The organism is Micrococcus sp. TA1 (assembly GCF_014199555.1).
GTDB lineage: Bacteria > Actinomycetota > Actinomycetes > Actinomycetales > Micrococcaceae > Citricoccus.
In genome coordinates this window covers 1,949,346-1,972,112 of record NZ_JACHNW010000001.1, presented here as the reverse complement: position 1 = coordinate 1,972,112, position 22,767 = coordinate 1,949,346, and the positions used below count along the sequence as shown (strand labels likewise).

Here is a 22,767-nt window from a genome sequence, read left to right as displayed (position 1 = left end):
GCGGTCACCGGTTCAGAGCTGGACGGTGGGGTTGTCACCGGGCCGGGCCGGCTGCCCGGTGACCTTGCCCCGCACCATCTCGAACGCCGTGGCCGCCAGCCCGGGGGAGTCCCAGTACTCGGCGGTGTCCGGCTCGACCCTCAGGAGCACGACCTGCGGGTCCTCCGGTGAGGCGTCGCCGTAGAACGACTCGGTCGCCTTGCTCCAGTACTCCTTCTGGCGCTCGACGTCCCGCACCACCGTGGCCGTGCCGGACACGGAGGCCCAGAATCCCTTCTCCGCCACGGTCACGTTCACGGCCTGGCCGCCGGTCGTGTCCGCGATCTTGGGGCTCGTCAGCCGGGTCAGGAACCACAGGGCATGGTCCTCGTCGACCTCCTGCAGGGCCATGGGGCGGCTGTGGATGCGCCCCTCGTGCGTGGTGGTCAGCATGCAGACGCTGGTGTCCGCCAGTTTCTCCAGCAGGGTCTTGACGGGATCCTTCGTGCTCATGGGCTCTCCTTCGGTTGCGGTGTCCCTGCAGTCCAGCAGACGGACACGGGGCTTGAACAGTGGCACGCCCGTGCCGGGACCGGATGACCCGCGCGCCCGCGCCACCGGTACCGTCACCGCAGGCCTGCGGCTAGCGTGGGTCCATGAGCCAGCACGCCGAGCAGCGACCTTCCTACTCCGACCCCTCCGACCAGGACCTCCCCGACTCGCCCCTAGGCCTGTCCCTGCCGGACGGTGCCGGCCGCAGGGTGCTCGTCACCGGTGCCACCGGTTACGTGGGAGGGCGACTGGTCCCGGAACTGCTCGCCGCCGGGTTCACCGTGCGGGCCACGGCCCGGCACCTGGACGACCTGGCCTCGCGGGACTGGTTCGACGCCGTCGAACGGGCCGAGGCCGACCTGCAGGAACCCGACCAGGTCCGCGAGGCCATGCGGGACGTGCACACCGTGCTGTACCTCGTCCACTCCATGGGCAGGGGTGATGACTTCATCGACCGTGAACGGCTCATCGCCGAGACGGTGGCGCAGGCCGCGGCCGACGCCGGCGTCCAGCAGGTCGTCTTTCTCGGCGGCCTGCACCCGGACAAGCCCCTGGAGGACCTCTCCGACCACATGCGCTCGCGAGAGCAGGTCTCCCGGATCCTGCTGGCGGGCACCGTCCCGGCCCTGGTGTTCGAGGCCGGGGTCATCATCGGTTCCGGGTCCGTGTCCTTCGAGATGATCCGGCACCTCACGGAGCGGCTGCCGGTGATGCCCGGCCCGAAGTGGCTGGACAACCGGATCGAGCCGATCGCCATCCGGGACGTGCTCTACTACCTCGCCCACGCCTGCGCCCTGAGCGCGCCGGTCAATCGCGCCTTCGACATCGGCTGCGGGACGAGCCAGCCGTTCAAGACGATGATGTCCGACTACGCGGAGGTGGCCGGGCTGTCCAAGCGCACCATCTTCGCCACGCCGCTGCCGGCGCCGCGGCTCTCCGGGTTCTGGATCGGCATGGTCACCCCCATCCCGCGGGGGATCGCGATGCCCCTGGCAGCGTCCATGGCCGAGGACGCGGTCACCGAGGAGCACGACATCGCGGCCCTGATCCCGGACCCGCCCGGCGGTCTGACGCCCTACCGCGAGGCCTGCCGGCGCGCCATCGCCCGCCAGCTCGCCGGGGACGTCCCGGCCACGTGGGACGACGACGTGCTGGCCGTGCGGGACCCCGCCGAACCGCTGCCCTCCGATCCGGAGTGGGCCGGTCACACGGTGTTCACCGATGTCCGCCAGCGCGACGGCGCGGCCTCACCCCACGCGGTCTGGCGCGCCATCGAGGCGATCGGGGGGACCACCGGGTGGTACTCGACGCCGGTGCTGTGGCGGATCCGCGGGGTGATGGACCAGGTGCTGGGCGGCTACGGGATGGCCCGCGGCCGGCGGGACCCGGGCCAGCTGAAGGTGAACGACCACGTGGACTGGTGGCGCGTCGAGGCGATCGAGCCGGGCCGGCTGCTGACGCTGCGGGCCGAGATGAAGACGGGTGGACGGGCCTGGCTGCAACTGGGCGTCGACGCGCGGGAGGGCGGTGGATCGAGGTACCGCCAGCGCGCCGTGTTCATCCCGCAGGGGATCCTGGGACGGCTCTACTGGCGGGCCATCCTGCCGTTCCACGCGCTCGTCTTCCCGGCCATGGCGAGGAACATCCTGGCCGCCGCCCAGGAGATGGACGATCAGAGCATGACCCCGCGGTCCAGGGCGGTCGAGGTGGCCGCGTAGGCCAGCTCGGCCCGCTCCACGGTGTGCTCGAGGGAGACCATGGACTTCAGTCCGCGCACGTTCGGGCGGCCACCGGTGGGCAGGACGTGGACGGTGACGCCGTCCGGGACGTGTTCCAGTGCGTGCGTGAAGCTGTGGCGGCGGGAGATGGCCAGGGAGACCCGCAGGGTGTCGAGCATCGACGTCGGGACGGTGAGCTCCCGGTCCAGCTGGCCCGCCTGCAGCACGTAGATGGTGGTGGCCCCGCGGCGCACCGCCTGGCCCAGCGGCACCGAGGCGACCAGGCCGCCGTCGAGGTAGTGCTCGCCGGCGATCTGCGTGGGAGGCAGGAGGCCGGGCACCGTGGAGGAGGCGACGACGGCCGGCACCAGCAGGCCGGAGTCGAACGCCTGCTCGCAGGCGCGTTCGATCGAGGTGGCGACCGTGATGAAGGGCAGCTCGAGGTGCTCGATCCGGGCGTCGTGGGGGAAGTGCATGCTGACCAGGTCCCAGAGCGGCTGCGCGGAGAGGGTGTGGGTCCGGCCCCGCAGCACCCGTCCGGCCTGGCTGAGCCAGGACTGGCCGTAGATGGCGCGCGCCTCGTCCGTCTGCCACATCTCGAGGAGTTCGTGCGCCACGTCGGGGTGGGGGTTGCGGGCGACGACGGCACCGTTGAGGGCCCCGACCGAGGTCCCCACGATCATGTCCGGGGTGATGTCCCGCTCCAGCAGGGCGCGCAACTGCCCCACGTGCACGGCGCCGCGCACGCCACCGCCGGCCAGCACGAAGGCCGTCACCGGTCTGTTGGTCTCCACGCCGCCATGGTAGACCGCCCACGCGAGGCGACGTCACCGTTGGTGGCTGGACGGCGTCCACGGGGTGAACGGCCCGTGCCGGGCCGGCCGGGCGGTCCGTGGCCAGGGTCCGCCCTGCCGGGTCAGCCCGCGGGGTTCAGTTGGGCCGCGGCGGCCTGCCGGTGCTCTGCGACACCGGTGTCCAGGGCGAAGACGCCGTAGGCGACGGGGCTGGCGGAGATCAGCTCGGCGCAGTGCTCGGCCAGCCGCGGCCACACCCGGCCACCGCGTTCCGTGTAGCGCTGAATCGTCACGGCGAAGGCCTCCGGCGGGGCCGAGGCGTGATGGAAGGCGAAGTCCCGGGCGGGGTCGTCCACGGCCGCCGTCGTCCAGTCCAGGACCGCCGTGATGCGCTCGTCCACCACGAGCGTGTGCGCGGGGTAGACCTCCCCGTGGGTGAGGACCGACCACTGCGGCCAGTAGCTGTCCTCGTCCAGCCAGGCTCCCCACCGGTCCCGGAGATCCGGTGCCACCTCGAACGCGGCGAGGACCCGGTCGATGTCCCTCCGCCACGCCTGGCGCACCTCGGCCGGACCCCGGGTCCGCACCCCGGCGCCGGCGGCCTCGTCCGGGTCGATGCCGTGCAGTTCGGCCAGGAAGTCCCCGAGGGACCGGGCGTAGCGCAGCGAGGCCGTGTCCAGGTGCCAGACCGGGGTGCCGTCGTCGTCGAGGGTGAGCCCGGGCTCGCCGCGCAGCAGCGGATAGGCGATCAGGTCCGGTCTGCTGATCCGCCAGTCCGGGACGGCCGGGGTCAGGTGAGGGGCCACCAGGCGCAGGGTCACGGCCTCGTCCCGGGCCCGGGCGGTGGCGTCCGGGCGGCGGGGGATCCGCAGCACCCAGTCCTGGCCGGCGGTGTCCCGGGCGATCGCCACGCGGAAGTCCAGGCCCATCTCGTTGACCCGGATCGGGCCGTCATCGAGCAACAGTCCGGCCGAGGCCGCCAGGGCACGGATCGCGGTCCCGGTCATCGCCGAGGGGTCGTCGGTGGCCATCGGCCCAGTCTAGGACCACCCCCGTCCCTCGTGCTGAGCAGGATCGGAGATGCGCCGCCGGGCCGGCGGCGGGGAAGCTGGAGCCACCCATTCCGAGGGCTGACGCGGCGGTCCACCCAGAACCGGCCCGGCCCCGACCGGCACCCGCCGAGCACAGGAGCATGATCATGAGCAAGAACCTGGCCACCTACATCTCGCTGCCCGGCACCACCGCGGAGGCCTTCGAGCACTGGCACGAGGTCTTCGGGGGCGAGCTGGAGATCATGCGCTACGGGGACATGCCGGCCATGGAGGGCATGCCCTTCACACCGGACCCGCAGTCCGTGGCGCACGTCACCCTGAGCCTGCCCGGCGGCGAGCTTGCGGGCGGTGACGTCATGGACGAGAAGGAGTACCCGCTGCGGGACACCGCGTACTCACTGCTCTACACGCTGGAGAGTACCCAGGAGGCCGAGTCGGTCATCCAGCGGCTCGTGGACGGCGGCGGCTCCGTGGGCATGCCCTTCGAACGGGCCCCGTGGGGTGGCTGGTACGGACAGGTCTTCGACCGCTACGGGGTGATGTGGGCGTTCAGCGTGGACGGTGAGACGCCCCAGGCCTGAACCCGGGGCATGGGGCCGGTCCGTCCTCAGTGCGAGGGACCGTCGGCCCCTCCGGCGCCGGGTCGCGGGTCCCGCTCGGCGCGACGGTGGCCGGCGAGCGCGGCACGGAGGTCGCCCTCCTCGTGCTCGCCCGTGCCCTCGCCGGTGGCGGTTCCCCTGCCGAACGGCAGGACCTTGAGCAGCGGGTGCAGGATCGCCATGATCACCAGGCCCCAGGCCAGGCCGAGGATGGCCGAGCAGATCGTGTTCACCAGCCAGGCCAGGAACCCGCCGACCACGGGAAGGCCCGCGAACGGGGATTCCAGCACGTGGACCAGGTCGTAGGGTGCGTGCCAGCCGAGGTCATACGCGCCCTGGAGCATGATGTGGCCACCGACCCAGAGCATGGCGATCGTGCCGATGAAGGTGATGAAGCCGAGGACGGCCGGCATGCCCTGGACCAGCAACCTGCCGAACCGCTGGGTGCCGGGAGAGTCCTTGGTGGTCAAGTGCAGGCCGATGTCGTCCATCTTGACGATCAGCCCCACCGCGCCGTAAACGAGCACGGTGATGGCGATTGCCACGACCACCAGGATCAGGGCGCGGACCCACAGGGACTCGTCGGCCACCTCATTCATGGAGATGACCATGATCTCGCAGGACAGGATGAAGTCGGTGGTGATGGCGCCCTTGATCACCTTGTCCTCGGCCGCGGGGCCCCGCTCGACGGCCGGGGTCTCCTCGGTGCCGTGGTGACCGCGCACCTTGTGCCAGACCTTCTCCGCGCCCTCGTAGCACAGGTACGTCCCGCCCAGCATGAGGATGAACGGGATGAGCCAGGGAATGAACGCACTGATCAGCAACAGGGCGGGCAGGATGACCAGCAGCTTGTTGCGCAGCGAGCCCCAGAAGATCCTCTTGATCATGGGCAGCTCGCGGGACGGGTCCGCCCCGGAGACGTACTGCGGGGTGACCGCGGCGTCGTCGATCACGACGCCCGCGGCCTTCGTGCTCGCCTTGGCGGCACCGGCCGCGACGTCGTCCACGGAGGCGGCCGCGATGCGGGCCAGTGCCGCGACGTCGTCCAGCAGGGCGACGAGGCCGCCGCTCACCGGGTGCCCCCGTCCTGGGAGGGCTGGCCGGGGCGGCGGTCATGGACACGGGTCTCGCTCGTGATCGGCATGTCCCGAGCATACGACGGCGACCGTCCAGGCGGGTGCGGAACGGTCGTCCCCCGAGGGGGCCGGTCCTCCCGCGGGGACCATTCCTCCCCGCGGGGCGCGGCCCGCTCCCGCGGTCGCGTCCGGAGGGGGCGGAGCGGGCTCAGACGTCGCGGCGGATGAGCTCCTCCAGCGGGGTGGGGGAGAGCAGGTAGGGCGCGACCTCGAGCACGGTGAACGCACCGGTCCTGCCCTCGGCCCGCAGGCGGGCGGCGGCCCGCCCGTAGGCCACCTGGGAGGCGGCGGTGAAGTCGGGATTGCTGCCGAGCTCGAGGGCGAACTCGATCGAGCTGCGGGACCCGCCGAGGTCCCCGGAGGTGATGACGTGCCCGCCGTGCGGCATGCCCTGGTGGTCGCGCTCGAACTCCTCCTCGGTGATGAAGTTCACGGTGGTGCGGTACGGGGCGAAGTAGTCCGGCATGGTGGTGACGGCCTCGGTGATCGCCGCGTGGTCGGTCTCGTCGGCCACCACGTAGCACTCCCGCACGTGCGCGGAGGCGCCGGTGATCTCGGCGCCCCGGCCGGCCCTGGCCTCCTCGATCGCCTCCTGGCTGGGGATCGTGTACTGCACGGCGCGCCGGACGCCGGGCACGCGCCGGACGGCGTCCGAATGGCCCTGGGACAGGCCCTTGCCCCAGAAGGTGTTCTGCTGGGCATCCGGGAACAGCGCATCGGCCAGGGTCCGGTTCAGCGAGAACAGTCCGGGATCCCAGCCCGTGGAGACCATCGCCACGTGGCCGCCCTCGCGGGAGGCCGCGTCCATGGCCCGGTAGTGGTCCGGGACGAGCTGGTGGTTGTCATAGGTGTCCACCGTGGTGAAGTGCCGCGCGTAGCCGGTGGCCTGCTGGGGGATGTCCGTGGCGCTGCCCAGGCACAGGAACAAGACGTCGACCTCGTCCGCGTGCTCGGCGGCACTGGCCGCCGGCAGGACCGGGGTCTCCGTGTCCAGGCCGCTGCGCCGGGAGAAGATCCCGACCAGGTCCATGTCCGGCTGGAGCCGCACGAGCCTCTCCACGCTTCGGCCGAGGTTGCCGTACCCGACGATGGCGGCCCTGATGGTCATGTGCTGTCCTCTTTCCACGATTTCCACGATTTCCACGATGTGCTGCGGTGGCGGTGCCGCGTCCGTTCCGGCCGGCCCGGCCGGGGGACCGCGGCGCCCGCGATCCCCGACATCCTAGGCCGCGGGTGACGCCGCCGCGGGCGAGGGACCGTCTCGTCGTCTCGCGTGACGGGGCCTTGCTAGACTGGGGCCACGGCGCCGTCGAGGCCGTCCGGGTCGAGGGTGTCCGCCGTCGGCCGGGGACGGGACCTGCGCGCCGAGCATCCGATTCCATGGACGCGAAACCGGCAGAGGACTTCCCATGGACAGAACCATGGAGGAGTACCCATGCCCGCGAGCCCACGCCCCGATATGCCTGTCGACGCTGCCGCTGAGGCAACCGGTGACGCACCCGGCGCCGCACCCGCCGAGGTGACCGGTGTCCGGGCCCGCCGGCACGCCGGCGACGTGCCCGCGGCCCCGGGCGGCCGCCCCGCCCTCGTCGGCCGGCGTGTCTTCTCGTCGCCGATGCAGCGCCGGGTGGCCTATGCCGTGGTCTTCGAGGCCCTGGCGATCGTGTTCACCACCCTGATCCTGGCCGCACTGGGCAACCCGGCCGGCTCCAGCGCCGTCGTCGGGGTGGTGTCCTCGGTCGTCGCCCTGCTGTGGAACATGCTGTTCAACACCCTGTTCGAGTGGTGGGAGCGGCGTTCGGGGTACACCGGCAGGCCCCTGTGGATGCGCCTGCTGCACACGTTCCTGTTCGAGGCCGGGCTCGTGGTGGTCCTCGTCCCGGCGGTGGCGCTGATCCTCCAGGTCGGCCTCTGGGAGGCGTTCCTCTACGAACTGGCGCTGATCATCTTCTTCCTGGTCTACAACGCCGTCTACGCCTGGTGCTTCGACCGCGTCTTCGGCCTGCCCGACTCCGCGCAGTAGCCCCGTACGGGGAACCGGGTTGCCGCGGCGATCTCAGGCCTAGACGGCCGGCAGGCCCAGGAAGTCCCGGATCGCGGGGATCTCACCGCGTGCCTGGGCCAGCCCCGCCTCGTGGGAGGCGCGCAGCCTGGCCACGTTCCGCTCCCCGTTCGAGACCGGCATCCGCTCCGGGACGAAGAGGTAGGCCTTGCCCTGGCGCTCGAGGTCGAAGAGCCGCTCCCGGGTCTGGTTGTACCGCGTCCACCGCGTCAGCAGCGCCTCGGCGATCGCGGGGTGCCTGCGGAAGTAGCGCAGGTAGAACCGGGGGAAGCGTTCGGGACCCTTCACGTAGTCCCGTTCGCGGGTGAGCACCGCCAGGAACCGCTCGTGCCCGGCCTCCTCGGCCGCCGACACCGGGATGCCGCCGTCCGGGCCCAGCGCGCCGTCCACGTAGGTCCGGCCGTCCAGGTGCACCGGGGGCATGAGCACGGGCATGGTGGACGACGCGCGGACGCGCACCATGAGGTCCTGGATCGCCGGGGTGTCCTGGCGCCCCCACCACACCTGCTCACCGGACTCGGCGTCGAAGGCCCCGATGCGGACGGTGGCCGGGTTCGCGCAGTAGGTCTCCCAGTCGTACGGCAGCGCCTGGTCCGGCAGCCCGGTCTCCTCATAGATGTACTTCGCGTTGAACAGCCCGTCGCCCCGCACGAACGTCCTCCAGTTGCCGAACTTCGGGTCGGCCGCGAAGTCGACGAAGGAGTGCCGTGCCCGCCAGGCGTCCCGGGCGAGGTAATTCGCGGTGTTGGAGGACCCCGCCGAGATCCCGGCCACGAAGTCCAGGTGGATCCCGGCCTCCAGCAGGGCCACCACCATGGCCGAGGTGTAGGAGGCCCGCATGCCGCCGCCCTCGAAGAGCAGTGCGGTGTCGGTGACGTTGCTGCGCAGTTCCACGCCGACAGCCTAAACGGCTAGGTTTGAACGCATGGCAACCACAGCATTCAAGTCCACCCCCGTCAGCACCGTCGGCGAACTCCCCGCCGTCGGATCCTCCGCCCCCGCCTTCGAGCTCACCGGTTCCGACCTGTCGCCCGTCTCGCTCGCGTCGCTGGCCGGCCGCACCGTCATCCTGAACGTCTTCCCCTCGCTGGACACCGGCGTGTGCGCCGCCTCCGTCCGGACGTTCAACGAACTGGCCGCCGGGCTCCAGGACACCACCGTGGTGGCCGTCTCGGCCGACCTGCCGTTCGCCGCGGGCCGGTTCTGCTCCGCGGAGGGCATCGACAACGTCGTCACCGGTTCCGTGTTCCGCTCCAGCTTCGGCCAGGACTACGGCGTGACCCAGGCCGATGGACCCATGGCGGGGCTGCTGGCCCGTGCGGTCATCGTGATCGACCCCCAGGGCACCGTGACGTACACCGAGGTGGTCCCGGAGATCACCACCGAGCCGGACTACGACGCGGCGATCGCCGCCGCCCGCGCCTGACCGGAGCACGGTGAACGACCCCTCCGACCCCCGGGATCCCGGTCGCGACGCGGCCGGGGTCCCGCCCTACCCAGGCCGGCCCCCCGTCGTCGGGCCGGTCTTCCCCGTGCCCGGGCAGTACCCGGCCCAGGGCGCGCACCGGCCGCACGGGCACCACGCCGGTACCCACCAGCACGTCCCGTACGGGCAGTACCCGCACCAGCAGTTCCCCTCCGGCCGGCCGCCCCGCCGCCCCCGCCGCGGTGCGTACCGCCTGATCATCGCCACCGGGGTCACGGGGGCCCTCATCCTCGCGGGCGGGGTCACCGTGCTGACCGTCCAGGAGATCCGGGACATCGTCGCGGTCCAGGAGGGGGAGACGGCCCGGCCCGCCGCGGAGGGGGAGTCCCTGGGGGAGACGCTGCGGCATGCCCATGAGGGCATCCGGGTGGACTGGGCGGCCGGCCCGAACCTCGACGAGGCCGGCCTGGACCAGGGCCGGAAGGTCACCGAGGCACCAGGCGTGCTGATGGTGGACACCCGGCTGATGTCCGGCATCGGCACCGGCACCGGGATCGTGCTCAGCGGGGAGGGACTGGCCATCACGAACTACCACGTGGTCGAGGACGCCTCGGAGGTCACCGTGACCGTGGCGGACACCGGTGAGACCTACGACGCCGCCGTGCTCGGGCGTGATTCCCTGCACGATGTCGCCGTCCTCCAGATCGAGGACGCCCCGGACCTGCCCACGGCGTCGATCGACCCGGAGGTGCCGCGACTGGGGGACCGTTCGGCGGCCGTCGGCAACGGCGGAGGACAGCGGTTCCTCACGGCGGTGACCGGTGAGGTCACCGCACTGGGCGAGTCCATCGTCGCCTCCTCCGGCGTGCCGGACGACTACTCCCGGCTGACGGGCCTGATCGAGACCAGTGCCGACGTCGTGCCGGGGTACTCGGGCGGGCCGCTGGTGGACGGTGACGGCCAGGTGGTGGGCATCACCACCGCCGCCTCCCAGGGCGAGGACGCGGAGGCCGTGGACGGCTACGCCATCCCGGTGGCCACCGCGCTGGAGATCGTGGCCCAGGTCCTGTCCGGGGAGGAGACGGACACCGTCAGCATCGGCGTGGACGGGGCCCTGGGGATCACCGTGCAGACCGAGGACGGGGCCGCGGTGGTCAGGGAGGTGTCCCCGGGCTCGTCCGCCGAACGGCTCGGCCTGCGGGTCGGGGACACGGTGCACGCCGTCGACGGGCACCCGGTGGTCTCGGCGGCCGAGCTGTCCGAGATCGTCAACGACCACAACGTGGGGGACATCGTCTCCGTGCAGTGGACCACCGTGGACGGCCAGGAGCGCGCCGGTGAGGTCGACCTGCAGGCGGCCGTGGTGTACTGACCGCTCAGCCGGCCAGCTCGTCGTCCACGAAGACCCGGCCGGAGACGCGCAGTCCCGCCACCGCCATCACCACGCCGGAGGCGGCCAGCAGGACGAGGACCAGCGTCCAGTCCCCGAGCCCGGCGTGGAGGAAGCCGACGGCCAGGGGCCCCAGCGCCGCCAGGATGTAGCCGAAGGGCTGGACGAATCCGGAGAGCCGGGCGGTGACGTGGGGATCGCGGCTGCGGGCGGGGATGAGCGAGATCGCCGTCGGGAACGCGAAACCGCCGGCGCCCAGCAGCACCGACCACAGCCAGGCACCGGCCACGGGTGCGAGCAGCAGGCCGATGTACCCGGCCGCCGTGAGCAGTCCGAAGCCCAGCATCCATGGTGCGAGCGTGCGGGAGCGCTCGATCACCGTGGGCATGACCAGCCCGCCGATGATGCCCATACCGGCGATGACCGCCGTCAGGGAACCGGCGAGGTTCGCATCCAGGCCGGCGTCCCGGTAGACCTGGGGCATCCAGCCGAACTGCACGTAGGCGTTCATCGCCTGCACGCCGAACAGCACCATGAGGGCGACGGCGGTGGGGGACGAGGCCAGGCTCCGGTCCGGGTGCTCGCGGGGCGGGGCCGTGGGGAAGTCGTGCCCGGTGCGGCGGGCGACGACCAGCCACAGAACCAACGGGACGAGGGCCATCAGTCCCCAGAACCCGAGGGCGTAGCGCCAGCCGTCCGCGGGGTCGCCCAGGGCGCCCGCGAGGCCGGCCATCGGAGCCGCCAGCCCCGAGCCCGCCGAGCCTCCCACGGTCAGGAACATGCTGTAGAGCGTCATCAGGACCACCGTGTGCCGGCGGCCGTGCCGCTTGACCCACGCCGGGACCAGGACGTTGCCGACGGCCATCCCGGCCAGGGCCAGCGCGGTCAGCGGCACGAACGCCCAGACCGAGCCGGAGCCCGGGCGCAGCAGCAGCCCCGCGACCACGAGCACCAGGCTCAGGGCGATGGTCAGGGACAGCCCCGCGCGCCGGCCCATCCGCACCGCGAGCAGTCCCACCACCCCGAACATGAGCCCGGGCAGCGCGGTCAGCACCCCGGCGACGCCGCCGTCGATCCCCAAGGACGCCGAGACCTCGGCCAGGACCGGTCCCAGGGAGGTGGCGCCCGGGCGCAGGTTCGCCGCGATGAACAGCACGGCCAGCACCGCCAGGACGATGCCGACGGTCCCCGGACGCGCGGACCGACCCGTGCCCGCCGCAGGTGCCGGCTGCGGAGCCCGTCCCGCGTCGGCCGGGTGGTCGGGGGCGGTGCGTGCGTCGGCGCCGGGGTCACTACTGGTCATGGACCAGTTCTACACCGTTCGTCGCCGCGCGTCCGGGCGGGGCCTCAGACCGTGGCGAACAGCAGCAGGGACACCGCCATCACGGCCATGCCGCCCACCAGGCCGTACATCGCCAGGTGGTGCTTGCCGTACTCGCGGGCCGTGGGCAGCAGCTCGTCCAGGGAGATGAACACCATGATCCCGGCCACCACGGCGAAGGTGATGCCCAGCAGGACGTCGTTCAGGAACGGCATCAGCAGCGCGAAACCGATCAGCGCACCGGCCGGCTCGGCCAGCCCCGAGACGAAGGACCACCGCACGGCCTTGCGGCGGGACCCGGTGGCCTCCCGGACCGGCACCGCCACGGCCACGCCCTCCGGGACGTTGTGCAGCGCGATCGCCAGGGCCACGGGCAGGGCGATCGACAGGTCCGTCAGCCCGGCCACGAAGGTGGCGAAGCCCTCGGGGAAGTTGTGGAGGCTGATCGCCAGCGCGGTCACCGTGCCGGTCCTCATCATCCGCCGGCGCCGGGCGGCCGTGGCCGGGTCGTGGACCTGGCCGGGCTCGTGCGGGTTGATGGGTGCGGGGACGAGGCGGTCGATCACCCCGATCACCACGATGCCCCCGAAGAACGAGGCCACGGCCGCCCAGTGGCCCCCCGTGGGGTCCGTGGCGGCGGTGAGCGACGTCAGCGCCTTGGGCATGATCTCCAGGAAGGACACGTAGAGCATCACGCCCGCCGAGAAGCCCAGGGCCACGGACAGGAACGGGCCGCTGGTGCGCCGCGGCAGCACGGAGATGAGCCCGCCGATGCCCGTGCACAACCCGGCGAGCACGGTGAGCCCCAGTGCGAGCCAGAAGTTCTCCACGCCGAGCCGTTCCTTGCGTCCGTGTCCTGCAGGGTCGTGCCCTCCCGTGCACCCCGGCGTTCGCCGGGTGCCACCGGTGCCGGGGGATGCACCGAGTGTAGGGGCGGCGGAACGGGCCTCAGTACGCTGTCCCCATGATGACGACGCCGGACCCGGCAGGTGGTCCCGCCGGCGCCGGTCCGCCGCCGGACGCCCGTCCGGTGTCCGAGGGTGGCTGGCGGGACGTCCTGGCCCTGGCCGCCTCGCGCGGGGCCTGCGTGCAGCTGTCCGTGATCCACCGCGGGGTCGTCGTCCTGGACGGGGCGGTCCGCTGCCACCCGGACGCCCTGGGGTGGTTGTTCTCGGCCTCCAAGCCCTTCACGTCCCTGCTGGTCCACCGGCTGGCGGGCCGGGGCGTGCTGGACCTGGATGCCGCGGTGGGGGAGTACTGGCCCGAGTTCGGGACCGGTGGGGACGGCTCCAAGGCCGGCACGGCCGTCCGGGACGTGCTCACCCACCGCACGGCCGCCCCCACGGCGGGGCCGTACCCGGCGGCGGTGCTGGCCATGCACCGCCTCGAGGCCTCGCTCGAGCGGGTGGCCCGCGGCCGACGCCGGGACCACCGCTATCCGGGTCTGTCCGCCTACCAGCCACTGGACTTCGGGTTCATCCTGGCCGAGGTGGCCCGCCGGGCCACCGGCCGTCCGTGGCCGCAGCTGCTGCACGACCTGGTGCTGGGCCCCGCCGGACTGTATGACGTCCACCCCGGGGTGCCGGACGACCAGCTGCACCGGTGCCTGCCCTTCGACGGCTCGCACCGGGCCCTGCCGGGCGGACCGGTGGTCGCGGCCATCGTCAACCGGCGGTCCGTGCGCCAGGCACGGATCCCGGCGGCGGGGATCTCGACGACGGCCCGCCAGCTCGCCCTGTTCTACCGCCACCTGCTCGGCGCCCCGGAACGGGAGGCACTGTGCGCACCCAGTTCGGACGGCGGCCGTGACGCCTGGACCCGGCTGCCCACCCGGTGGGGGACCGGGATCCAGCTCGGCGGCACCGGTGCATGGTGTCCGCTGGGGGCCACCAGCACCGTGCGGTCCTTCGGGCACAACGGTTCTGACGTGTGCCTGGGCTGGGCGGATCCCGACCTGGACCTCGCGGTCGGCCTCGTCACCGACCGGGCCAGCGGCCACCCCGCGGACAAGAGGCTGCTCGTGCGGGTCTCGGACGCGATCCGCGCCGCCGCCCGCCGGTGCTGACCGGCGTTCCGGAACTGACCGGCCCGCCAGTACCGTCCGGTCCGCGTGGCCCGGGGCCGTCCCGAGACGCAGCCTCTCTCCGGGCCACGCCCCTCCCAGGGCCGGGCCCATCCCCAGGATCAGGGCCATCCGATAGGTTCGGCAGGACGGGATCGCCGACCCGGCCGGGGCCCTCATCGTCGTCTCATCGTCGACTCATCCCCGTCTCATACCGGTCCCGCAGGATATTCACAGGATCTTCCAAGGACAGGAACAGACGCGATGACGCACCAGGAGCCGGCGCAGCAGGCGCACACTCCCCGACCCACCGGTCGATCCAGGCGATCCACGCACGGGCGGCGCGCCGTCGTCGTCGGCTCCGGACCCAACGGGCTGACCGCCGCCGCGGTGCTGGCCCGCGCGGGCTGGGAGGTCGACGTCTACGAGCGGCACTCGGCCCCGGGCGGTGCCTCCGCCTCCGCCGACGTGCTCGGCCCGGGGACCATCGTGGACCTCGGGGCGGCGGGCCATCCCTTCGGTGTCGCCAGCCCCGTGTTCCGGGACCTGGACCTGGGCGCACACGGCCTCGAATGGCTGCACAGTGACTACCCGATGGCACACCCACTGGACGGCCGTCCGGCGGCGATCCTGCACCGTACCCTCGAGGCCACGGCCGCCGGCCTCGGTCAGGACGGCACGGCGTGGACCCGGCTGCACGCCCCGCTCGTGGAGGACATCGACGCGCACCTGGAGAACATCCTCGGCCCGTCACTGGTGCGCGTGCCGCGGCACCCGGTCAGCATGGCCCGCTTCGGGATCCGGGCCCTCTGGCCCGCGGGCGCGGTCGGGCGGGCCATCTTCCGGGACGAGACCGCCAGGTCCCTGTTCGCGAGTTCCTCGATCCACGCCATCCTGCCGCCCACCCACCTGTTCACGGCCGCGTTCGGCCTGATCTTCGGTGCCCTGGGCATGACCCGCGGGTGGCCCGTAGCCAAGGGCGGCTCCGGTGCCATCACGGCGGCGCTCGCCTCCGTCCTGGCTGCTCACGGTGGGCGCATCCACCTGGACCACGAGGTCACCGACCTGCGCGAGTTCCCGGACGCGGACGCGATCCTGCTCGACCTCACGCCCCGGCAGCTGCTCGCCCTCGACGGGGCGGACCTCAGCGACCGCTATGCCGCGCACCTGCGGCGCTGGCGCTACGGGACAGGGGTCTCGAAGGTGGACTACCTGCTCGACGGGCCGATCCCGTGGACCGACTCCCGGGTGGCCGGCGCCGGTACCGTCCACGTGACCGGAACGCTGGCCGAGCTGGAGCACGCCGAGCGCGAGGCCAAGGCCGGCCGGATGCCTGACAGGCCCTTCGTCATGGTCTGCCAGCAGCAGGCGGGGGACCCGTCCCGGGCCACCGGCCCGGCCGCCGGGAAGACGGTGGTGTGGACCTACGCCCACGTCCCCGGTGGGTACGACGCCCCGGTCGAGCACCTGATCGCCGAACAGATCGAACGCTTCGCCCCGGGTTTCCGGGACCGGATCGTCCACCGGGTGGCCACCACCCCCTCGGCCCTCCAGTCCTGGAACCCCAACCTCATCGGCGGGGACGTGGCCGGCGGATCCATGGGCGGGCTGCAGCAGGTGCTGCGTCCGGCCCCCGTGCTCAGCCCGCATCGCACCGGCACACCGGGGCTGTACCTGGCCTCCTCGTCCACCCCGCCCGGAGGCGGGGTGCACGGCATGGCCGGACTGCACGCCGCCCGGGCCGCCCTGGCCGACGCGGCGCGCGGCCGCACCCGGCGTCACACGCACCCCCGCACCCCTCGAGAGGACAGACCGTGACAGACGACCCCACCCGTCCGACGTCGCTGCCGGGGGTGCTGACCGCCCCCGCGGCGACGGAGCGGGACCTCTGGGCGCTGGCCGCGGGAGCCGCCCTGGCCGCCGTGCTGCTCTCCCCGGTGCGCCACTACTTCAACGGCAGGGACAAGGCCGAGGAGGACTCCTTCCCGCTCTCGACCTATCCGATGTTCTCGGACCACCGCAAGGACCGGACCCGCATCCCGCACGTGACCGGGTTCACCGCCGAGGGTGAGCGGATCGTCCCGCACTACAGCCACTTCGGCGCCGGCGGGCTGAACCAGGTCCGCAAACAGGTCACCCGCATGGTCCGCCAGGGCCGCGCGGTGGAGGTCGCCCAGCGCTACGCCGATGCCCTGGCCGTCCAGGGTGAGCGGCCCGTGCCGCGCGGAGGGGGCCCCGGTGCCGTCCGCCGCCGCCGCGAATCCGGCATCGTCCGCGTCGAGGTCGTGCGCTCGCGGTACTTCTTCGACACCTACTACGCGGGCAACACCACCCCGCAGGTCGAGACCGTCCACGCCCGCGCGGACGTCGGAGGCACGGCCGTCGAGGTCGCCGAGACCCGCACCGACCCCACCCAGGACCCCCAGGGACCGCCCACCGGGCCGATGGCCCGATCCGGGCTCGGCAACACGCCACCCGCCCCCATCGGCCAGGGGAACACGCCGGCCGACTACCGCACCGAGCACACCGTCCAGGCCGCACCGCGCATCGTGCGGACCCCCGCGCAGGAGACCGCCCGATGACCCTCGTCCAGACCCTCGTCGACCACCTCCGCCCGGCGGCCCAGCCCGTGCGCCCGGCCGTGCTGCGCCTGGCCACCGGCACGTTCTCCGCGGTGCACAACATCCGCCGGCGTCCCATGTTCCGCAGGCTCCACCGCCAGGACGAGACCCAGTTCACCCCTGTCGGGGTGGTCAGGGTGCTGAGGAGGCCGTTGCCGCCGACGGTGGCGGACGCCCTCTTCGACACCGCCCAGGCGGTCAACATCGCGGCGACGCTGGGGATCGGCCACCGGGTGACCGGTCCGCTGAACGCGGCGCTGCAGTTGTGGACCATCACCTACCGCAACTCCTGGACGATGCTGCTGCACAACGACAACATGATGACGATGCACCAGATGGTCCTGGGAACCACCCGCTCCGCCGACGCCCTGAGCGTCGACGCCCTGGTCCGTGACCGCACCCTGCTCCCGCAGCGCTTCGACCGGGCCTACGGCGCGGTCCCGACCGTGCTGAACATCGCCACCTGCGCCGTCTACTTCATCTCCGGCGTGGCGAAGGTCCGGGGCCCCCTCGGGATGAGGTGGGCACAGGGCGACGTGCTGCGCGGCCAGATCGCCGTGGACGGACTGCGCAAGGACCTCTTCGGCTCCGCCAGGACCGAGGCCGGTTCCGCGCTGTACCGGCAGAAGGGACTGTTCACGCTTCTCGCCGCCGTCTCCCTGGCCGTGGAGCTCGGGGCGCCGCTGTCACTCGTGCACCGCAGGCTCGGCCAGGCGTTCGCCCTCGGGGCGTGGGGCATGCACGTGGGGATCCGGATCGTCATGGGCATCAGGTTCACGTACAACGTCTCCGGGATCTCCTACCTGCCGTACGTCCCGGCGGGGCCCCAAATGCCCCGGTGAGAGCCCGCTTGTGAACCGCCGATGAACTCTTGAAAACAGCATGTTTCCGCTGGTGGCCGCCAAGTTACGGGATGGTAACGATCCGGTCGGCGGCCGACTATTCAATGGTGCTTTTACATGTTGCGGGACTAATGTCTTGCACACCTTGTGGTGTCGCTCACTACCGGCCGGGAAGGGGAAACCGGATTTCGGCCGGAGACCGGCCCTCCACCCCAGACGGGTCGGATCGGGAGCACAGCACGCCTCGCACCTGTCTGAATGGAGACGCTTTGATGAAGTACACAAAGCTTTCTGCCGCAGCCGCCCTCCTGGCCGGCTCCGCGCTCGTCCTGTCCGCTTGCGCGCCGGGCGGCCCGGCCGAGAACTCTGACACCGGCTCCGCCGCCCCCGAGGGCAACGGCGAGGTCGCGACCGGCGACTTCGGGGAGAAGTACACCGTCGAACCCGCCGACACCGGACTGGCGGACCTCGGGGAGATCGAGACCCAGGACGGCTCCATCGCCTACTCGGTGGGCGAGGACGAGTTCATCTCCTACAACTCCATGACGCCGGAGACCTACTCGACCTACAACTCGGCGGTCACCGAGCGGCTCATCTCCACCTTCGCCTACTTCGGCACCGACGGGCAGATCTACCAGAACGAGGAGTACGGCACCTACGAGAAGGTCTCCGATGACCCGCTGACGGTGAAGTACACCATCAACGAGGAGGCCGTGTGGTCGGACGGGACCCCCGTCACCGCCGCCGACTACATCCTCAAGTGGGGCGTCGAGAACCCGCGCATCACCACCGGTTCGGGCGAGGAGGCGGCGCCGCTGTTCAACGCCATCTCGCAGTCCTTCGGCGAGTACGTCAGCGAGGCGCCGGAGGGTGATCCCGCCGGCAAGGAATTCACCATCACCTTCAAGGAGCCCTACGCCGACTGGCCGATCCTCGTGGACACCGCCCTGCCGGCCCACGTGGTCGCCGAGGAGTCCGGCATGGGCATGGACGCCATGCTCGAGGCCGTCCGGAACGAGGACGCGAAGGCCCTGGCCCCCGCCGCCGAGTTCTGGAACACCGGCTGGAACACCTCCCCGGGCACCCTTCCGGACGAGTCGATCGCCCCCTCCAACGGCCCCTACACGTTCAAGAGCTGGGAGCCGGGCCAGTCCATCACCCTGACGGCCAACGAGAACTACTGGGGCACCCCGCCGGCCACCAAGGAACTGGTCATCCGCTTCGCGGCCGCCGACACCCACGTCCAGGCCCTCGCCAACGGCGACCTGAACGTCATCGAGCCGCAGGCCACCGTGGACACCCTGTCCCAGCTGGAGGACCTGGGCGACCAGATCGTCATCCAGACCGGTGCCTCCCTGACCTGGGAGCACCTGGACTTCAACTTCATGGACGGCTCGCCGTTCGCGGACAACCTCGAACTGCGCAAGGCCTTCGCCATGTGCGTGCCGCGCCAGCAGATCGTGGACAACCTGATCAAGCCGGTCGACCCCGAGGCCGTGGTCATGAACGCCCGCGAGGTGTTCCCGTTCCAGGACACCTACCAGGAGGTCGTGGACGCCGCCTATGACGGCAGCTATGACGAGGTCGACGTCGAGGGCGCCAAGAAGATCGTCGAGGCCGAGGGCGCCGAGGGCACCACGGTGCGCATCGGCTACTCGGCCCCGAACCCGCGCCGCTCCGATACCGTGGCCGCCATCAAGTCCTCCTGCGACGAGGCCGGCTTCGTGATCGAGGACGTGGGCTCCGCCGACTTCTTCGACAAGACCATGCCGCAGGGTGACTACGAGGTCGCGCTGTTCGCCTGGGCCGGCTCCGGCCAGATCGCCTCGGGCCGCAACATCTACCACTCCACCGGTCAGCAGAACTACGGCAAGTTCTCCAACAAGGAGGTCGACGCCGCCTGGGACACCCTGGCCGGATCCGTCGACCCCGCCGTGCACGCCGAGCAGGTGAAGGTCATCGAGAAGGGCCTGTGGGACAACCTGTTCGGCATCCCGCTGTACGCCCACCCGGGCGTCGTGGCGCACTCGGCGGACGTGGCCAACGTCCGCGACACCCCCACCCAGTCCGGGGCCGTATGGAACGCCCAGCAGTGGGTCCGCGCCGAGTGACCCTCGGCTGACCCCCACGGGGATGATCCATGACCACCGCTGAGGCCCGGCCATCATCCGGCCGGGCCTCAGCCGTGCTCCCCACGACCGGCCGGACCCGGCGGGTCCGGCCGGTCGTGGGAGCGACCCGTGGTGTGATCATGACCACGTCCACGACACCCTTGGTACGGAAGGCAACGTTCAGTTGTGCTGAAATTCATCCTCAGGCGCTTCGGCAGCTCGTTCCTGGTGCTCCTCGGAGCCTCGGTGCTGCTCTACGTGCTCACCATCAACTCCGGCGATCCCCTGGCCGACCTGCGCGAGTCCAACGCGGAGAACCGCGACTACCTCATGCAGCAGCGCACCCAGTTCATGAACCTGGACATGCCCTGGTACCAGCGGTACTGGACCTGGCTCACCGGCGTGGGCCAGTGCTTCATCGGCCAGTGTGAGCTCGGCACCAACCGCCAGGGCCAGGAGGTCGTCGACCTGCTCGGGCTGGCCGCCGCCTCGACCCTGCGCCTGGTCGTGCTGGCCACGGTGATCGCCATGGTCTTCGGCATCGTCATCGGCATCCTGACCGCCATCCGCCAGTACTCCGGCATGGACTACGCGGTCACCTTCCTGACGTTCCTGTTCTTCTCGCTGCCGGTCTTCTGGGCGGCCGTGCTGCTCAAGGAGTACCTGGCCATCGGGTTCAACGACTGGATGGCGGACCCGGGCTTCACCTGGCCCGCGGCGATCGTCGCCGGACTGCTGCTCGGGGTGGTCCTGCAGGCCGTACTGGCCGGTCCGGCCAGGCGCCGCCTCTTCACCTTCCTGGGCGCCTTCCTCTTCACCGTCCTGGCCATCCCGTACCTGGACTGGCTGAACTTCGCCCAGTACCCGCAGCTGGGCCCGGTCGTCATCGCGCTCGTCGGGGCCGCGGCCGCCGTCGGGGCCACCGCGCTGGGCGCCGGCCTGCAGAACCGCCGCGTGCTGTACGCGGGGCTGGTGACCGCCGCCCTGGGCGTCGTGTCCTATTACGCCACCTACACCCTGCTGTGGGACCCGACCTGGACGACCCTGCTCGTCCTGGCGGTCGTGCTGGTCATCGTGGCGGTCGCCGTGGGTCGCCTGATGGGCGGGTTCTCCAAGGGCGCGGCCACCATCGTGTCCCTCTTCACGGCCGGGGTCATGGGCCTGCTGATCATCGTGGAGCACCTCTTCCGCGCCTGGCCGGGATACCTCGAGATCGTGGGGCGGCCGATCTCCACCATCGGCTCGCAGACCCCGAACTTCTCCGGCACCTTCTGGGAGGACTTCCTGGACAAGGGCACCCAGCTGTTGCTGCCCACCATCCTGCTGGCCCTGGTCTCCCTGGCGACCTACTCGCGCTACACCCGCGCGTCCATGCTCGAGGTCAGCCAGCAGGACTACATCCGCACCGCCCGTGCCAAGGGGCTCGGCGAGCGGCAGGTCATCCTCAAGCACGCCTTCCGCAACTCGCTGATCCCGATCACCACGATCATGGCCTTCGACTTCGCGGCCCTGATCGGCGGTGCCGTCATCACGGAACGGGTCTTCGGCTGGAAGGGCATGGGCGAGATGTTCGCCACCGGACTGGACCAGGTGGACCCCGCGCCGGTGATGGCCTTCTTCCTGGTCACCGGCACGGCCGCGGTGCTGTTCAACCTGCTGGCCGACATCCTGTACGCGGTCCTCGATCCCCGGATCCGGGTGTGAGCGGCATGCGCAACGACACCGACCCCCGCAACGAGCAGGACCCGAAGACCATGGACGATAACCCGTCACGAACCGCCACGACCCTGCGGGACGGCACCGGCCCCTCCCAGCAGGCCGTCGACATGGCCAACCTCGCCGAGGTCGAGGACGCGAAGCTGCGGCAGAAGACCGGCAAGTCCTACAGCCAGGGCCAGATGGTCCTGCGTAAGTTCCGGAACCACAGGGCCGCCATGCCCTCGGCCGTGTTCCTGGTCCTGATCTTCATCCTCGCGTTCAGCTCGATCGGCTGGGCCGGGATCCCCGGCTGGTGGGACAAGAGCTACCTGACCTCGTCCACGGTGGTCGACGGCGGCGCCCCCACCCTGTCCCTGGTCCCGCAGTGGCTGGGCGGGGAGGGCATCCGCTGGGGCGAGCACCCGTTCGGCCAGGACAACACAGGCAAGGACTACTTCGCCCTGGTCATGCGCGGCACCCAGCAGTCCCTGATCATCGCGCTGGTGGTCGGGCTGGTCTCCACCGTGATCGGTGCGACCATCGGTGCCATCGCCGGGTACTTCCGCGGGTGGATCGACTCCCTGCTGATGCGCCTGACCGACCTGATCATCGTGATCCCGCTGCTGGTGCTGGCCGCCGTGCTGGGCCGGATGACCTCCAGCCTCGATGCGGGCATCATCCCCCTGGCGGTCGTGCTGGGACTGGTCACCTGGACCTCCCTGGCCCGGCTGGTGCGCGGTGAGGTCCTGTCCCTGCGCGAGAAGGAGTTCGTGGCGGCCTCGGTGGCCATGGGAGCCCACCCGGCCCGCGTGATCGGCCGGCACCTGCTCCCGAACACCATCGGCGTGATCGTCGTCAACGCCACCTTCGCGATCGCCTCGGCCATCCTGCTGGAGACCTCGCTGTCCTTCCTGGGCTTCGGCGTCCAGGCCCCCGAGTCCTCGCTGGGCCTGCTGATCAGCCAGTACCAGAACGCCTTCACCACCCGTCCGTGGCTGTTCTGGTGGCCCGGCATGCTCATCCTGGCCATCGCCCTGTCCGTGAACTTCCTGGGCGACGGCCTGCGCGACGCGTTCGACCCCCGCCAGGGCGCGCGCACGGCGCGGAGGAACCGCCGCCTGGGCACCTTCGGCATCTCCGGTCGGGACAAGGCCCTCGACCGGGCCGCCACGGAGACCAGCGCCGGAGCCGGCGGCCGGGACGTGCCCGCCACCGGGGCGCTGAGGCCGACGACGACCTCCGCGGAACTGCGCGACGAGATCCACTCGGACGATGAGCCGCACGGGGGGCCCCGCCGGCACGGGGACCGCCGGAAGGGCAGGAACCGCTCGGACGGAGACCACCCGGACGGAGACCGCGCGGACGAGCACCGTCGTGACGACCAGGAACCGAGAGACTGAGGAG

20 protein-coding genes are annotated in these 22,767 nt (G+C 71.6%); 12 read left to right on the top strand and 8 right to left on the bottom strand.

The genetic code is table 11. The annotated features are described in order from the left end of the window. Window positions 1-12: 12 nt before the first annotated feature. Window positions 13-492: a pyridoxamine 5'-phosphate oxidase family protein gene (locus GGQ69_RS08550; protein ID WP_183527143.1), complete on the bottom strand. Its 480-nt coding sequence runs from the start codon at window positions 490-492 to the stop codon at window positions 13-15. A gap of 143 nt (window positions 493-635) precedes the next feature. Here GGQ69_RS08550 and GGQ69_RS08545 point away from each other — a divergent pair, with 143 nt between their 5' ends. Next, the gene (locus tag GGQ69_RS08545) at window positions 636-2,249 is read left to right on the top strand and encodes an SDR family oxidoreductase (RefSeq protein WP_183527141.1); all 1,614 of its coding nucleotides are present in this window, start codon (window positions 636-638) and stop codon (window positions 2,247-2,249) included. On the opposite strand, the gene GGQ69_RS08540 is transcribed toward GGQ69_RS08545, so the two are convergent. Beyond that, window positions 2,204-3,043: a patatin-like phospholipase family protein gene (locus GGQ69_RS08540; RefSeq protein WP_370577135.1), complete on the bottom strand. Its 840-nt coding sequence runs from the start codon at window positions 3,041-3,043 to the stop codon at window positions 2,204-2,206. The two genes, GGQ69_RS08545 and GGQ69_RS08540, sit on opposite strands and share 46 nt — an antisense overlap. Before the next feature lie 122 nt (window positions 3,044-3,165). Beyond that, window positions 3,166-4,074 carry a macrolide 2'-phosphotransferase gene (locus GGQ69_RS08535; RefSeq protein ID WP_255459455.1) on the bottom strand — a complete coding sequence of 303 codons (909 nt, stop codon included), beginning with the start codon at window positions 4,072-4,074 and terminating at the stop codon, window positions 3,166-3,168. 167 nt (window positions 4,075-4,241) lie between these two features. Between GGQ69_RS08535 and GGQ69_RS08530 the strand changes: the two genes are divergently transcribed. Then, window positions 4,242-4,676 carry a VOC family protein gene (locus GGQ69_RS08530; RefSeq protein ID WP_183527138.1) on the top strand — a complete coding sequence of 145 codons (435 nt, stop codon included), beginning with the start codon at window positions 4,242-4,244 and terminating at the stop codon, window positions 4,674-4,676. A 26-nt stretch (window positions 4,677-4,702) separates the two neighbouring features. Here GGQ69_RS08530 and GGQ69_RS08525 read toward each other — a convergent pair whose 3' ends face one another. Next, window positions 4,703-5,767, bottom strand: coding sequence for a DUF808 domain-containing protein (locus GGQ69_RS08525; RefSeq protein ID WP_183527135.1), 1,065 nt, complete (start codon window positions 5,765-5,767; stop codon window positions 4,703-4,705). 211 nt (window positions 5,768-5,978) lie between these two features. Next, entirely contained in the window at window positions 5,979-6,938 is a 960-nt protein-coding gene (locus tag GGQ69_RS08520) for a diaminopimelate dehydrogenase (protein ID WP_183527132.1), read from the bottom strand. Window positions 6,939-7,289: 351 nt separating this feature from the next. Here GGQ69_RS08520 and GGQ69_RS08515 point away from each other — a divergent pair, with 351 nt between their 5' ends. Then, on the top strand, window positions 7,290-7,853 hold the full coding sequence (locus tag GGQ69_RS08515) for a PACE efflux transporter (RefSeq protein ID WP_255459454.1): 564 nt from the start codon (window positions 7,290-7,292) through the stop codon (window positions 7,851-7,853). A gap of 39 nt (window positions 7,854-7,892) precedes the next feature. Here the strand turns inward: GGQ69_RS08515 and GGQ69_RS08510 are convergent, their stop codons facing one another. Beyond that, window positions 7,893-8,786, bottom strand: coding sequence for a patatin family protein (locus tag GGQ69_RS08510; protein ID WP_183527129.1), 894 nt, complete (start codon window positions 8,784-8,786; stop codon window positions 7,893-7,895). A 31-nt stretch (window positions 8,787-8,817) separates the two neighbouring features. Between GGQ69_RS08510 and tpx the strand changes: the two genes are divergently transcribed. Both tpx and GGQ69_RS16850 read left to right on the top strand, forming a co-directional pair. Beyond that, the gene (tpx, locus tag GGQ69_RS08505; protein ID WP_183527126.1) at window positions 8,818-9,318 is read left to right on the top strand and encodes a thiol peroxidase; all 501 of its coding nucleotides are present in this window, start codon (window positions 8,818-8,820) and stop codon (window positions 9,316-9,318) included. 10 nt (window positions 9,319-9,328) lie between these two features. Then, window positions 9,329-10,690 carry a S1C family serine protease gene (locus GGQ69_RS16850; RefSeq protein WP_183527123.1) on the top strand — a complete coding sequence of 454 codons (1,362 nt, stop codon included), beginning with the start codon at window positions 9,329-9,331 and terminating at the stop codon, window positions 10,688-10,690. Between the two features lie 4 nt (window positions 10,691-10,694). Here the strand turns inward: GGQ69_RS16850 and GGQ69_RS08495 are convergent, their stop codons facing one another. Next, entirely contained in the window at window positions 10,695-12,011 is a 1,317-nt protein-coding gene (locus GGQ69_RS08495; protein ID WP_183527120.1) for an MFS transporter, read from the bottom strand. Window positions 12,012-12,055: 44 nt separating this feature from the next. Continuing rightward, window positions 12,056-12,859, bottom strand: coding sequence for a zinc transporter ZupT (zupT, locus tag GGQ69_RS08490; RefSeq protein WP_183527117.1), 804 nt, complete (start codon window positions 12,857-12,859; stop codon window positions 12,056-12,058). Window positions 12,860-12,993: 134 nt separating this feature from the next. On the opposite strand from zupT, the gene GGQ69_RS08485 reads away from it, so the two are divergent. The 7 genes from GGQ69_RS08485 to GGQ69_RS08455 all read left to right on the top strand — a co-directional run bounded on the left by GGQ69_RS08485 (window position 12,994) and on the right by GGQ69_RS08455 (window position 22,763). Further along, complete coding sequence (locus tag GGQ69_RS08485; RefSeq protein ID WP_183527114.1) at window positions 12,994-14,094, top strand: serine hydrolase; 1,101 nt, start codon at window positions 12,994-12,996, stop codon at window positions 14,092-14,094. Window positions 14,095-14,355: 261 nt separating this feature from the next. Further along, window positions 14,356-15,909, top strand: coding sequence for an NAD(P)/FAD-dependent oxidoreductase (locus GGQ69_RS08480; protein ID WP_183527111.1), 1,554 nt, complete (start codon window positions 14,356-14,358; stop codon window positions 15,907-15,909). After that, window positions 15,906-16,673, top strand: a complete 768-nt coding sequence (locus GGQ69_RS08475; RefSeq protein ID WP_183527108.1) for a hypothetical protein — start codon at window positions 15,906-15,908, stop codon at window positions 16,671-16,673. The genes GGQ69_RS08480 and GGQ69_RS08475 overlap by 4 nt, the downstream gene beginning before the upstream one ends. Continuing rightward, on the top strand, window positions 16,670-17,554 hold the full coding sequence (locus GGQ69_RS08470; RefSeq protein WP_183527105.1) for a hypothetical protein: 885 nt from the start codon (window positions 16,670-16,672) through the stop codon (window positions 17,552-17,554). Before GGQ69_RS08475 ends, GGQ69_RS08470 begins: the two co-directional genes overlap by 4 nt. 272 nt (window positions 17,555-17,826) lie before the next feature. Continuing rightward, window positions 17,827-19,665 (top strand): ABC transporter family substrate-binding protein, encoded by a 1,839-nt coding sequence (locus GGQ69_RS08465; protein WP_183527102.1) that lies wholly within the window; start codon window positions 17,827-17,829, stop codon window positions 19,663-19,665. A gap of 186 nt (window positions 19,666-19,851) precedes the next feature. Next, window positions 19,852-21,369, top strand: coding sequence for an ABC transporter permease (locus GGQ69_RS08460; protein WP_183527099.1), 1,518 nt, complete (start codon window positions 19,852-19,854; stop codon window positions 21,367-21,369). Between the two features lie 5 nt (window positions 21,370-21,374). After that, complete coding sequence (locus GGQ69_RS08455; protein WP_221243370.1) at window positions 21,375-22,763, top strand: ABC transporter permease; 1,389 nt, start codon at window positions 21,375-21,377, stop codon at window positions 22,761-22,763. The last annotated feature ends 4 nt before the right edge of the window (window positions 22,764-22,767 follow it).